Source organism: Thioalkalivibrio versutus (assembly GCF_001999325.1).
In the GTDB taxonomy this organism is placed as follows: domain Bacteria; phylum Pseudomonadota; class Gammaproteobacteria; order Ectothiorhodospirales; family Ectothiorhodospiraceae; genus Thioalkalivibrio; species Thioalkalivibrio versutus.
On sequence record NZ_MVAR01000003.1, the window covers coordinates 1 to 12,661 of the forward strand.

General features: G+C 66.8%; 11 protein-coding genes. 7 read left to right on the forward strand and 4 right to left on the reverse strand.

Annotated features, from left to right (window positions below; genetic code table 11):
* The 3 genes from B0684_RS00470 to B0684_RS00480 form a co-directional block, all read left to right on the forward strand.
* On the forward strand, positions 1-1,408 hold a 1,408-nt coding region (locus B0684_RS00470; RefSeq protein ID WP_233123349.1), incomplete at its 5' end, for an ABC transporter permease.
* A gap of 146 nt (positions 1,409-1,554) precedes the next feature.
* Entirely contained in the window at positions 1,555-2,691 is a 1,137-nt protein-coding gene (locus B0684_RS00475; RefSeq protein WP_026313042.1) for a lipocalin-like domain-containing protein, read from the forward strand.
* 174 nt (positions 2,692-2,865) lie between these two features.
* Positions 2,866-3,411: an REP-associated tyrosine transposase gene (locus B0684_RS00480; RefSeq protein ID WP_018649988.1), complete on the forward strand. Its 546-nt coding sequence runs from the start codon at positions 2,866-2,868 to the stop codon at positions 3,409-3,411.
* Between the two features lie 143 nt (positions 3,412-3,554).
* Here the strand turns inward: B0684_RS00480 and B0684_RS00485 are convergent, their stop codons facing one another.
* Positions 3,555-3,755 (reverse strand): PA3496 family putative envelope integrity protein, encoded by a 201-nt coding sequence (locus B0684_RS00485; RefSeq protein ID WP_018145403.1) that lies wholly within the window; start codon positions 3,753-3,755, stop codon positions 3,555-3,557.
* A gap of 216 nt (positions 3,756-3,971) precedes the next feature.
* Between B0684_RS00485 and msrP the strand changes: the two genes are divergently transcribed.
* On the forward strand, positions 3,972-4,946 hold the full coding sequence (gene msrP, locus B0684_RS00490; RefSeq protein WP_018176564.1) for a protein-methionine-sulfoxide reductase catalytic subunit MsrP: 975 nt from the start codon (positions 3,972-3,974) through the stop codon (positions 4,944-4,946).
* A 12-nt stretch (positions 4,947-4,958) separates the two neighbouring features.
* Positions 4,959-5,603: a protein-methionine-sulfoxide reductase heme-binding subunit MsrQ gene (locus B0684_RS00495; RefSeq protein ID WP_018649989.1), complete on the forward strand. Its 645-nt coding sequence runs from the start codon at positions 4,959-4,961 to the stop codon at positions 5,601-5,603.
* Between the two features lie 264 nt (positions 5,604-5,867).
* Here B0684_RS00495 and argF read toward each other — a convergent pair whose 3' ends face one another.
* The 3 genes from argF to B0684_RS00510 all read right to left on the reverse strand — a co-directional run bounded on the left by argF (position 5,868) and on the right by B0684_RS00510 (position 8,663).
* Positions 5,868-6,785: an ornithine carbamoyltransferase gene (gene argF / locus B0684_RS00500; RefSeq protein ID WP_018145406.1), complete on the reverse strand. Its 918-nt coding sequence runs from the start codon at positions 6,783-6,785 to the stop codon at positions 5,868-5,870.
* A complete protein-coding gene (locus B0684_RS00505) occupies positions 6,782-7,978 on the reverse strand; it encodes an acetylornithine transaminase (protein ID WP_018176566.1) in 1,197 nt (398 codons plus the stop codon). Before B0684_RS00505 ends, argF begins: the two co-directional genes overlap by 4 nt.
* Before the next feature lie 103 nt (positions 7,979-8,081).
* On the reverse strand, positions 8,082-8,663 hold the full coding sequence (locus tag B0684_RS00510; protein WP_018145408.1) for a superoxide dismutase: 582 nt from the start codon (positions 8,661-8,663) through the stop codon (positions 8,082-8,084).
* 161 nt (positions 8,664-8,824) lie between these two features.
* On the opposite strand from B0684_RS00510, the gene B0684_RS00515 reads away from it, so the two are divergent.
* Positions 8,825-10,333, forward strand: coding sequence for an SLC13 family permease (locus B0684_RS00515; RefSeq protein WP_018649990.1), 1,509 nt, complete (start codon positions 8,825-8,827; stop codon positions 10,331-10,333).
* 161 nt (positions 10,334-10,494) lie between these two features.
* Positions 10,495-12,405 carry a methyl-accepting chemotaxis protein gene (locus B0684_RS00520; RefSeq protein WP_018649991.1) on the forward strand — a complete coding sequence of 637 codons (1,911 nt, stop codon included), beginning with the start codon at positions 10,495-10,497 and terminating at the stop codon, positions 12,403-12,405.
* Positions 12,406-12,661 lie beyond the last annotated feature (256 nt).

Here is a 12,661-nt window from a genome sequence, read left to right on the forward strand (position 1 = left end):
CCACCAGCGCCCCGGCACCGGTCATGATCAACCCGACGCCCGCCAGCAACAGAACGATAGACGCCAGCGCCAGCCACGCGGCCCAGCCACGGGCACGCCGTTCCAGCCCTCCGCGCCCGGTGCCGGGGCGCTGGTGGGCGGGTTTGTCGCACTGTTCCTGCTGATTGCGGGGTTCGTGTTGCTGCTGCCCTGGGTGCTGGCGTGGACGCTGCGCGGCCTGGCGGTGCTGGTGCGCGGGGTGGCCTTGCCGCGCATTGCCGTCCGTAGCCTGGAGCGCAGCCTGTCGCGCAGCGCGCCCGCCACCTCGGCGCTGACCCTGGCGCTGGCGGCGGCCATCGGCGTGGCGGTGATGGTGGGGAGCTTTCGCGGCAGCGTGGAGCAGTGGCTGGGGCAGGCACTGACCTCGGACCTGTACGTGGTGCCGGCGGCCCCGGCCTCGGCGCGCGGTGGGGCGCGCCTGCCGGAGGACTGGACGGCCGACCTGGTGGCCCGGTCGGGTGCCGTGTCGGTCAGTTCCGGCACCAGCCAGGAGGCCGTCAGTGACCGGGGACTGGTGGATCTGTACGTGGTGCGTCCGCATGCCGACTGGCTGGACTACCTGCCGCTGCTGGAGGCGGCTGTGCCGCGCGAAGCGCTGGGGGCGCGGCTGGCCGCGGACGATGCCGTGCTGGTGACCGAGCCGTTTGCCGCGCATCACGATGTGGCGTTGGGCGATCGGTTTTCGCTGGCCGCGGCCGGGGGGCGGCGGGCATTCGAGATCCTCGGGATCTACCGCGACTACGGGAACCCGCAGGGTACGGTGCTGATGACGCAGGCGGCGTTCGCGCGTGGGGGGGCGCCCCCGGACGGGGTGGGCTCATTCGGGCTGCGCCTGCCGGACGGGGCCGCCGCCGAGCAGGCGGTGGAGCACCTGGAGGCGTGGCTGGCGGCGCAGGACCACGCGGCGCTGGTGACGCGGCCGGGGGATATCGAGCAGGAGTCCATGGCGATCTTCGACCGGACTTTTGCGATCACGCATCTGCTGCGGGTGATCACGCTGGTGGTCGCGTTCATCGCCATCCTGGGGGCATTGATTGCGCTGCAGATGGAACGGGCGCGCGAGTTCGCCACGCTGCGCAGTCTCGGCCTGTTGCCCGGCGGCGTGCGCGGGCTGGTGGTGCTGCAGGGCGGGGTGCTCGGGGTATTCGCCGCGCTGGCGGCGATCCCGCTCGGGCTGGGGATGGGCTGGTTGCTGATCGAGGTGATCAACCGCGAGGCCTTTGGCTGGGGGATGGACCTGCGCCTGCCCTGGGCCGAGGTCGGGGAGACCGTACTGTTGGGGGTGGGGGCTGCGCTGCTGGCGTCGGTGATCCCGGCCTGGCGCATGGCGCGCATGCGCCTGGTGCCGGCGCTACGGGAGGTGCCCTGATGTTTGGGTTCAGATTTGTGGGCAGAGCTTTAGGAGCCCTTGTGGGAGGCGCTGTGGGAGCGGGCTTGCCCGCGAATGGGTCCCGCCAGAATCCAGCGCGGGCAGGGGCTTCGCGGGCAGGCCCGCTCCCACAGGGGCTTCTGGTTGTGTTGTTGGTGGGGTTGCTGGCCGCATGTGGAGGCGCGGAGCCGCCGGAGCGGGCGGATGCGGAGATGACTGGCCTGCGGGTGAGTGAGGCCCTCGGGGGCGAGGACACTACGGGCTTTCGCCGCGCCGATGCGCCGCGGGCGTTCGAGTTTCCGCGCGATCATGGGCCGCATCCGGGGTTTCGCAACGAGTGGTGGTACCTGACGGGGAATCTGGACGGGCCCGAAGGCGAGCGTTTCGCGTTTCACGTGACGTTCTTCCGCGTGGGGCTCGCGCCGGAGCTGGCGGGCGATGCGGTCTGGCACGCGTCCGCCTGGGCTAGCCCCGATCTGTGGATGGTGCATACCGCGGTGCTGGACCGTGACGCGGGGTTTCACGCGTCCGAGGAGCGGTTCGTGCGCGATGGCGGCGGGCTGGCCGGGGCGACCGAGCCGGCGGGGCGGGTCTGGGCCGAGGATTGGGAACTGGCCGGGTTGGAGGGGGCGCGCTGGACGCTGCGCTTCACGGTCGAGGACTACGTGCTGTCCCTGGAACTGGAGCCGGCGCGCGAGCCGGTGTTGCAGGGCGAGGCCGGCCTGAGCCAGAAGGGGCCGGAGCCGGGCGATGCCTCGTATTACTACTCGATGCCGCGTATCGCGGTGGCCGGCGAGGTGCGCCGTGCCTCGGGGGCAACGCTGGACGTGACCGGGCAGGCGTGGATGGACCGCGAATGGAGCACCAGCGCGCTGGCCGAGGATCAGGCGGGCTGGGACTGGTTTGCGCTGCAGCTGGATGACGGGCTGGACGTGATGTACTACCAGTTGCGCCGCCCCGATGGCACGCCGCACGAGTTATCGAAAGGTCGCTGGATGCCGGTGGATGCCGAGGACGCCCTGCTGGAGCCGGAGCAGGTGCAGCTCGAACCCACCCGCTACGCCACCCAGCGGTCCGGCAATCGCTATCCGGTGGAATGGTCGATACGCATCGAGCCTCCGGGTGGCGGGCCGGCGCGCGAGTGGACCGTGGTGGCGGTGCGCGACGAGCAGGAGATGGACACGGTGGTCCGCTATTGGGAAGGGGCCGTGGATATCCTCGACGCGGATGGCGAGCCGGTCGGCCGGGGCTTCGTGGAGTTGACGGGGTATGAGGACGGGTGAAGGCCTTGGCTAGGGGGTGGCTCTGCCCCCGGGCGTTGATGCGATTCGCTCCGCTCATCGCATCCTACGAAAATTCTACCCGCCCTTGTAGGATGCGATGAGCGGAGCGAATCGCATCGCGTCGGAGCAGCACAAACATCGGTTCGAACCAATCCCAGGGAAGGGAGGCGACGGATGACGGATTATCGCCGTGTGCGCGTGCCGGGTGGCACGTATTTTTTCACTGTGAATGCGGCCGTTCGGGTAGGAAACACCCTATTTACGGATCACATTGACGCGTTGAGAGACGCGTTTCGCGAGGTGCGGCATCGTCATCCGTTCGTGATCGACGCGATGGTGGTGTTGCCCGAGCATCTCCATTGTATCTGGCGCCTGCCGGACGATGATGCCGATTTCAGCCGCCGATGGCGGTTGATCAAGGCGCGGTTCTCGCGGTTGGTGTGTGCTGGCGAAGCGCGCACGCGTAGCCGGGCAAGACGCGGTGAGCGAGGGCTCTGGCAACGCCGTTTCTGGGAGCATTGCATCCGCGATGAGGATGATTGGGTCCGCCATGTCGATTATATCCATTACAACCCGGTGAAGCATGGCTGGGCACGTTGTGTGGCCGAGTGGCCGTACTCCAGTTTTCACCGGTTTGTGCGGGCAGGTGTGTATCCGGTGGATTGGGGTGGCGTGCCGGAATCGGATGGCTTGGTTGTGGGGGAGGCCCGGGGTGATTGATGTATCCGAGTGATGCGATTCGCGGGGCTCATCACATCCTACGAGGGGACAAATGGATTCGTAGGATGCGATGAGCGGAGCGAATCGCATCAATGATGTGGCGGGTCTTGAAAATGGGGTGGCGGGGCGCGCCACCCCGGGGGTTACCACTCCAGGGCTTCGTGGGCGGGGGCCAGGTCGAAGTCGTCCTCGAGGTGGGCGCGCAGGGCGCGTTCTTCCATCAGGCGTTCCAGGGCGCGGCGAGCGGCGTGGCGTGCCGGGCCGCGGTCATTGACGAGCTGGTTGTCGAACAGGCTGGCGATTTCGTCGGCCCCATCGGCCACGTCGTCGATCGTCGGATCCATTGTCGGGTCTCCTGACATGCCGGCCGGGCCACCCCGGACTGCGGTATCAGAAAAGCCTTATATATCGTTCCCGGCGCTGCGCAAGCAGAAAATTCTTATTGTTCGGCGGATTATCTTATGGGCATGGCGCGCAGAACTCGGGACGCTGCTTCTGGTCCATCGTGCACGAGTGGCAGCGCTTCTCACTGTCATCCCAACCAGTCGCGAGGGCAGGCCATGCTGATCCGCAACCGACGTCGTTCCGAGTGTTCCCATAGCGAGATCACCCCGCCGGAGGTCTATGCGCGGCGGCGCGAGTTTCTGCGTGCCGGGGTCGGGTTGGGCGCGGGTCTTGCCCTGGGGGGACTGGGCATGGCGTTGCCGGCCTCGGCCGCGCTGCGCGGCTTCCCGCTCGAGTTCGAGGGCAGCGACTACTCCACGGACGAGTCGAAGACCGCGTATGACGAGATCACCAGCTACAACAATTTCTTCGAGATGGGGCCGGGCAAGAGTGACCCCAAGACCTACGCCGACCAGCTGAAGACCGACCCCTGGACCATCACCGTGGACGGGCTGTGCGAGAACCCCGGCGAGTATGCGGTCGAGGACTTCATCAGCCCCTGGTCACTGGAGGAGCGGATCTATCGCATGCGCTGTGTCGAGGGCTGGTCCATGGTGATCCCGTGGATCGGCTTCGAGCTGAATCGCATCATCGAGAAGGCGCAGCCGCGCGGCGGTGCCCGCTATGTTGCCTTCGAGAGCATCTACGATCCGGACAACCTGCGCGGCCAGCGCCGCCGCCGCGGCAGTAGTGGCGGGCTCGAGTGGCCCTATACCGAGGGGCTGCGCCTGGACGAGGCGATGCATCCGCTGACGATTCTGGCCGTGGGGTTGTACGACGAGGTGTTGCCGAATCAGAACGGGGCGCCGATCCGCGTGGTGGTGCCGTGGAAGTATGGCTTCAAGAGCATCAAGTCGATCCAGCACATCCGTTTTGTCGAGGACCAGCCACCGACCCTGTGGAATCAGGCGCAGTCCGACGAGTACGGTTTCTACAGCAACGTGAATCCGGACGTGGACCATCCGCGCTGGTCACAGCGCACCGAGCGCCGGATCGGCGAGTTCCGCCGCCGGCGCACGGAGATGTTCAACGGCTATGCCGATGAAGTCGCCTCGCTGTACGAGGGGATGGACCTGACGCGGTACATCTGACGCGGTGACGGCATGACGGCCTCAACGCGCCGGGCGCGCGCCCGGCCACCGCGTGGCGTCTGGTGGGCGGTGCTGCTGGCCTCGCTGGTCCCGGCGGCCTGGATCGGCCTGCGTACGCTGGGATGGTTCGACGGGCTGGGCGTGAACCCGATCGAGAAGCTGCTGGAACTCTCCGGCACCCACGCGATGATCGCGCTGCTGATCGCGCTGGCGGTCACACCGCTGCGGCAGATGACGGGGCTGGCGTGGATCGTGCGGCTGCGGCGGATGCTGGGGCTGGTGGCGTTCGGTTACGTGACCGCGCACGCCCTGATCTGGCTGGGGGTGGATCTGTTCTTTGACTGGGAACTGGTGCTCTACGACCTGACCGAGCGCCCGTTCGTGATGGTCGGCTTCGCCGCCTGGCTGATCCTGCTGGCGTTGACGCTGACCTCCACCGACGGCGCCCAGCGCTGGCTCAAGAAGAAGTGGGTCTGGCTGCACCGTGGGGTGTACCTGGCCGGCGTGCTGGCGGTGCTCCACTTCCTGTGGCTGGCACGCGCCGACTACGTGGAGGTCGCCCTGTACGCGGCGATCCTCGCCTTTCTGCTCGGCTGGCGCGTGCACTACCGCTGGCAAACCCGGCGCCGCGTCCATGCCCGCCGCGTTAGCGCCTGATCCCGACGCCGTTACGCCAACCACGAAGCGCACGAAGGCATGAAGGTGGTCAAAGGCCTGGAACCACAGAGTTCATAGAGGGCACAGAGAAGGGCAAGAAAGTTAATGGGATGCGGGCAACAGGCTTGGCGCCCGGATGCCGCATTCCATAGTTGCCGATTATTTTCCCTGGACCTGCTCCGTGTCCTCTGTGCCCTCCGTGGTTAATTCGCCCTTGCCCTTCTTCGTGTGCTTCTTGGTGGATAACAGGGGGCGCGAAGAACGTTAGCTGGCGTTGAGGGTGATCAGGAATTCGAGCAGGGCCTTCTGGGCGTGCAGGCGGTTCTCGGCCTCGTCCCAGACGACGCTTTGCGGGCCTTCCAGGACGTCCGTGGAGACCTCTTCCTCCCGGTGGGCCGGCAGGCAGTGCATGAACAGGGCGTCGTCGTTGGCGAGCCGCATCAGGTCGGCATCGACGAAGAAGCCGGAGAAGGCTCGGCGCCGCGCGCTCTTTTCCTGCTCCTGGCCCATGCTCGCCCAGACGTCGGTGACGACCAGATCCGCACCCTCGGCCGCGGCACGGGCGTCGCGCGTCAGCTCGAAGTGTTCCTGCGTGGTCTCGACCACGCTGGGCTCCGGGTCGTAGCCTTCCGGACAGGCGGCGACCAGCTGGAAGTCCAGCTGGCGGGCGGCGTACATGTAGCTGTGGCACATGTTGTTGCCGTCGCCGATCCAGGCCACGCGCTTGCCGCGGATGTCGCCGCGGTGCTCGACGTAGGTCTGCAGGTCGGCGAGCAGCTGCGCCGGGTGCTCCAGATCGGTCAGGCCGTTGATCACCGGGACCGAGGAGTGCTTGGCGAAGAGCTCGATCTTCTCGTGTTCGTAGGTGCGGATCATCACGCAGTCGACCATGCGCGAGAGTACGCGGGCGGTGTCTTCGATCGGCTCGCCGCGGCCCAGCTGGGTGTCGCGCGGGGACAGGAACAGGGCGTTGCCGCCCAGCTGCTGCATGCCCACCTCGAACGATACCCGGGTGCGGGTAGAGGACTTCTCGAAGATCATGCCGAGCGTCTTGCCGCGCAGCAGGTCGTCGTGGTGTCCGCCCGACTTCAGCTGCTGCTTGAGCTCGATCGCCCGTTGCAGCAGGGCACGGGTTTCATCCCCGGAGAGATCGAGGAACGAGAGGTAATGGCGAGGGTTCATGCAGAGACCTCCTTGGGGACAGACGATGACAGGAAGGCATCCACCAGGTCGGCTACGGTGGCGGCGATCTGTTCCACCTGGTCGTCGTCGATGATCAGCGGCGGCAGCAGGCGGATCACGCGGTCCGCCGTCACGTTCAGGATCAGGCCGCGTTCCAGGGCGGCCATCACCAGCTCGCCCGCCGGGCGGTCCAGCTCGACGCCGATCATCAGGCCGCGGCCGCGCACGGCGACGACGCCCGGGTGATCGCTCAGGCGGTCGCGCAGGCGACCCAGCAGGAATTCGCCCTGGCGGGCGGCCTGTTCGCACAGGGCCTCGTCCTGCATGACGTCGAGCACGGCCAGCGCCGCCCGGCACACCAGCGGATTGCCGCCGAAGGTGGTGCCGTGCATGCCGGGACTGAACAGCTCGCGCGCCGCACCGGCCACCAGATTGGCGCCAATGGGGATGCCGTTGCCGAGACCCTTGGCCAGGCTGACCACGTCCGGCGTGATGCCCTCGTGCTGGAAGGCGAACCAGTATCCGGTGCGCCCGATGCCCGCCTGGATCTCGTCCAGCATCAGCAGCCAGTCCTTGCGGTCGGCCAGCTCGCGCAGGCGCCGCAGGTAGCCAGGGGGCGGGACATGGACCCCGCCTTCGCCGGTGACCGGCTCGACCAGGATTGCGACCACGTCGGGGTCTTCGGCCAGGGCCTCCACCGCATCGAAGTCGCCGTGCGGGACATGCACGAAGCCCGAGACCAGCGGTTCGAACCCGGCGCGCACCTTGGGGTTTCCGGTGGCGGACAGCGTGGCCAGGGTGCGGCCGTGGAAGCTGCCCTCCATCACTACGATCTTGGGCTCGGCGATGCCCCGGGCGCGGCCGTGCAGGCGGGCGAGCTTGATCGCCGCCTCGTTGGCCTCGGCTCCGGAGTTGCAGAAGAACGCGCGGTCCATGCCGGCCAGCTTGCACAGACGCCGGGCCAGCTGTTCCTGCAGCGGGATACGGTACAGGTTGGAGGTATGCACCAGCGTGCTGGCCTGGTCGCAGATGGCCTGTGCCACCTTGGGGTGGGCATGTCCGAGACCGCACACGGCAATGCCGGATAGGGCATCCAGATAGCGCTTGCCGTCGGTGTCCCACAGCCAGGCGCCTTCGCCGCGTTCAAAGGCGACGGGCAGGCGCTTGTAGGTGTTCTGCAGGGCGTCGTTCATTGGGTTCTCCGAAACCAAAGAGCCGGCGGAGGACCGCCGGCTCGATGAAAGGCGCAGCCGCATCATGCGGCCAAAGGCGCCTAGTATATAAACCCTTTGGGGTTTACTTCATCTGCTGGGCAGCAAAGTCCCAGTTGACCACGGCCCAGAAGTTCTCGAGGTACTTCGGGCGCGCGTTGCGATAGTCGATGTAGTAGGCGTGCTCCCAGACATCGCAGGTCAGCAGCGGGGTCTTGCCGTCGCGCAGCGGGTTGGCGGCGTTGGAGGTGTTGACGATCTCCACCGAGCCATCACTGTTCTGCACCAGCCAGGTCCAGCCGGAACCGAAGTTGCCGACGGCGGATTCGTTGAACTTCTCCTTGAAGGCATCGAACGAACCGAAGGCGCTGTTGATCGCGTCCGCGAGCTTGCCGGAAGGTTCGCCGCCGGCGTTCGGGGCCATGCAGTTGAAGTAGAAGGTGTGGTTCCAGACCTGGGCGCCGTTGTTGAAGATGCCGCCGGCCGGGGCCTTCTTGATGATGTCTTCCAGCGAGGCATTTTCAAACTCGGAACCCGGCAGCAGGCCGTTCAGCTTGGTCACGTAGGTCGCGTGGTGCTTGTCGTGATGGTATTCCAGCGTCTCGGCGGAGATGTGCGGCTCCAGCGCGTTCTTGGCGTAGGGCAGATCGGGCAGTTCGTAGGCCATGAAAGACTCCTTGTACGGTGTCGTGAGAAACTGAGGCAGCGGCGCACCCGAACCGGGAGCGACGCATAACGGGTTAACGATAGTCACGTTGCCCGGGCGATGCAATTCCCGATGATGCCGGTTGGTTTTCACCCCGGCGGATTTCCCACAAGACGAGGCGCATGGCGGATACCGACGAGACGGGGCAGGAAGGCGAAGCGGCGGTGGCGAAGGGCTCGACGGTGGACTGGCGCGCCCGGATCGGCCTGATGCTGGGCCCGGCGATCTTTGTGCTGTTCCTGCTGGTGCCGGCGCCGACGGGGTTCGATCCGGCGGCTTGGTGGGTGCTGGGGCTGACGCTGTTCATGGCGACCTGGTGGATCAGCGAGGCGTTGCCGCTGCCGGTCACGGCGCTGCTGCCGATCGCGATCCTCCCGGTCCTCGACATTACCTCGATGGAGAACGCGACCGCGCCCTACGCGAACCCGATCATCTTCCTCTTCATGGGTGGCTTTGCGATCGCCTTGGCGGTGCAACGCTGGGATTTGCACCGGCGTATGGCGCTCGCGATCGTGGCCCGTTCCGGGAATCGTCTGCACGCCCTGGTCGGGGCCTTCATGCTGGCCACGGCCGGGTTGTCCATGTGGGTCAGCAATACCGCGACCGCGGCGCTGATGCTGCCGATCGCACTGTCGGTGCTGGGCCTGATTGAACGTGGTGCATCGCCACAGGGTCCGGGGGCGAGTGCGGAGTCGCGGCGCCCGGCCCTGGCGTTGCTGCTGGGGATCGCCTTTGCCGCGAACATCGGGGGTATGGCGACCATTATCGGCTCGCCGCCGAACGCCCTGACCGCGGCCTATCTCGGGGATCGCCATGGGATGGAGATCGGGTTTCTGGAGTGGATGACCCTGGGCCTGCCGCTGGCGGCGATCCTCCTGGCCCTCGCGTGGTGGCTGCTGACGCGCTGGGTGTTCCCGGTCCACCGGATAGAACTGAACGGCCTGCGCGCCCTGCTGGACGAGCAGCGCGCCACGGTCGGGCGCTGGTCGACCGCAGAGAAGCGCGTGGCGGCGGTGTTCGTGCTGGTCGCGCTCGCCTGGCTGACGCGACCGCTGCTAGAGGGGTGGCTGCCCATCTCGCTGACCGATGCGGGCATTGCGATCCTGGGCGCCGGCTTGTTGTTCCTGATCCCCTCGGGTTCCATGGAGCAGCGCAGGTTGTTGGCCTGGGACAACACCCGCGAACTGCCCTGGGGCGTGCTGCTGCTGGTCGGAGGCGGCCTGAGCCTGGGGGCGGCCATCGAGTCCAGTGGTCTGGCGGAGCTGGCGGCTGATGCCCTGGTGATCGCGCAGACCTGGCCGCTGATCCTGATCATGGCCGGGGTGGTGTTGCTGACCATGACGCTGAGCCACGTAACGAGCAATACGGCCACGGCCGCGACGCTGCTACCCCTGGTCACCGCGTTTGCGCTGAGCATGGACGTGCCGGTCCTGATGCTGGCACTCCCCGTCGCCTTTGCCGCTTCCGTGGCCTTCATGCTGCCAGTGGCGACCCCGCCGAATGCCATCGTGTTCGCCAGCAACCGCCTGCAGGTGCTGGACATGGTGCGGGGCGGGGCACTGCTTTCCGTGGTGGCGCTGGTGCTGATCAGCCTGGCGGTCTACGTCTTCGCCGAGGCCCTGCTGGTGTAGCCGCGGCGCGGATTCGTTCTGTGAGTGCCGTGTCCCCGACGTTCTTGTGGGGATGAAAAGCCTTCCATGCTCAAGTTCTAGGATTCGCCGCCGCTAGGGAGGACGAACGGCCCATTATTTTGCGAGCTGGCGCTGACCGGCAGACCGAAGGACGCACCGACATGTTCAACAATATTCGAATTGGCGTACGGCTCATGGTGGGCATCATCGGCGTGGTGGTCCTCGCCGTGGTGCTAACCCTGGTCGTGGTGATGAATGCCCTGGGTACGATGGCGGACAGGGCGGAGCAGCGGGAGCTGAACGACTTGGCTGGCCAGTTGCTGGACCGGCTGGACCAGGAGTCGGCGCGCGCGACCGCAATGGCGGAGACCGTGGCGCGCATCCCGGATGTGCAGGAGGCCATGGCCAATCGGGATCGCGATCGGTTGGCCGCGATGACGGTGCCGAGTTTCGAATCCCTGAACGCCGATTACGGCGTGCGCCAGTATCAGTTCCACACGCCGCCGGCGACCTCCTTCCTGCGCGTGCATCGCCCGGATCGTTATGGCGATGACCTGTCCGGTTTTCGCCAGACGGTCGTCGACACCAACGACCGCCGGGCCCCGATCTCGGGCCTGGAAGAGGGCGTGGCCGGCCTGGGTATCCGCGGCGTGGTCCCCATCGCTCACAACGGAGAGCACGTGGGTTCGGTGGAGTTCGGGCTGTCCTTCGGCGACCCCTTCTTCGAGCAGTTCACCGAGGAGTTGGGAGCGCCGGTCGCGCTCTACCTGCGCGATGAGGGACGGTTCAACCGCTTTGGCGGAACCATCGAAGGCGAAGCGACCTTCAATGCGGCCGAGATGCGCGAAGTGCTCCAGGGCGAGCGCCTGGTGCGCAACGTGACCTACCAGGGCGAGCCGATGGCGGTGATCGCCCGGCCGGTGCGCGATTTCTCCGGCGATGCGGTGGGTGTACTGGAACTGATGGTGGACCGCAGCGCCTACGTGACGATGACCCGCAACGCCACCGGCACGGTGGTCATGGTCGGAGTGATTGCGGTGGTTCTCGGCGCGCTGCTGGCCTGGTTCCTGACCCGCAGCATCGTGCGCCCGCTGTGCCAGACGGTGGAGCGTCTGGACGACATCGCCAGTGGCGAGGGTGACCTGACGCGTCAGCTGGAGGTGTCCGGCCGGAACGAGCTGGGCGATCTGGCGGTGGTGTTCAACCGCTTTGTCGAGAAAATTCGCGTGTTGATTCAGCAAGTGGCGGCGGGTTCCGATCAGGTCGCTGCGGCGTCCAACGAGCTGTCCGCGACCAGTGAGGAAACCAACGAGCAGGTGCGCCGCCAGAAGGCGGAGACCGACCAGGTCGCCACCGCGATGAACGAGATGACCGCCACCGTGCAGGAAGTCGCCCGCAATGCCGCGGATGCGGCGGCGGCCGCCCAGGCTACGGACCAGGATGCCGTGGCCGGTCAGCAGGTGGTGCAGAAGACGGTCACCGCGATCAACGGCCTGTCCAGGCAGGTCGACAATGCGGCCGAGGTGGTCACCCGCCTGTCGCAGGATGCCGAGCAGATCAACAAGGTCCTCGAGGTGATCGGCGACATTGCCGACCAGACCAACCTGCTGGCGCTGAATGCCGCGATCGAGGCGGCCCGCGCTGGCGAGCAGGGCCGCGGCTTCGCCGTGGTGGCCGACGAGGTGCGCACCCTGGCCAGCCGGACGCAGGACTCGACGCACGAGATCCAGCAGATGATCGAGCGGGTCCAGAGCGGTACGCGCGAGGCGGTGCAGGCGATGGAAGATGGGCGTTCCAAGGCGCACGAGAGTGTCGAGCAGGTGAACCTCGCCGGCGAATCGCTCAACGCGATTACCCAGTCGGTGACCCGCATCAGCGACATGAACACGCAGATCGCCAGCGCCGCCGAGGAGCAGTCCACCGTGGCCGAGGAGATCAACCGCAACGTGGCGAACATCACTGAGGTGCTTGACCAGACCGCGGCGGGCTCCGAGCAGATACGCAATGCCTCGGAGGAGCTGTCCAAGCTCGCCTCCCAGCAGCAAGAGCGCGTGGGTCAGTTCAAGGTCTGATACACGACCCGATGGTGTCGAGCCCGCCTCCCTGTTCGGGGAGCGCGGGCTTTTTCATGCGTGTGGGGAAAAGGGCAGACGAAGAAGCCAGGTCAAGGGCGATCCTGATTAGCAACGAGCGTCCGCCAGGCTCAAGGCCCGTGCGGGCCCGGGTCTCCAGGCGCCTCCTACATCGTCCTCCCGGAAACCGCGCAGCGGTTATCCGGGATCTCCACGGTATGAGTGACCCGTACGGTGGGGCTAGAACGGCGTGTGG

Excerpts from the sequence above, each read along its gene's own strand:
- B0684_RS00510 (WP_018145408.1), bottom strand. The coding sequence starts at position 8,663 with ATGGCCTACGAACTGCCCGATCTGCCCTACGCCAAGAACGCGCTGGAG.
- B0684_RS00495 (WP_018649989.1), top strand. The coding sequence starts at position 4,959 with ATGACGGCCTCAACGCGCCGGGCGCGCGCCCGGCCACCGCGTGGCGTC.
- B0684_RS00480 (WP_018649988.1), top strand. The coding sequence starts at position 2,866 with ATGACGGATTATCGCCGTGTGCGCGTGCCGGGTGGCACGTATTTTTTC.
- msrP (WP_018176564.1), top strand. The coding sequence starts at position 3,972 with ATGCTGATCCGCAACCGACGTCGTTCCGAGTGTTCCCATAGCGAGATC.
- B0684_RS00485 (WP_018145403.1), bottom strand. The coding sequence starts at position 3,755 with ATGGATCCGACGATCGACGACGTGGCCGATGGGGCCGACGAAATCGCC.
- B0684_RS00505 (WP_018176566.1), bottom strand. The coding sequence starts at position 7,978 with ATGAACGACGCCCTGCAGAACACCTACAAGCGCCTGCCCGTCGCCTTT.
- B0684_RS00515 (WP_018649990.1), top strand. The coding sequence starts at position 8,825 with ATGGCGGATACCGACGAGACGGGGCAGGAAGGCGAAGCGGCGGTGGCG.
- B0684_RS00520 (WP_018649991.1), top strand. The coding sequence starts at position 10,495 with ATGTTCAACAATATTCGAATTGGCGTACGGCTCATGGTGGGCATCATC.
- argF (WP_018145406.1), bottom strand. The coding sequence starts at position 6,785 with ATGAACCCTCGCCATTACCTCTCGTTCCTCGATCTCTCCGGGGATGAA.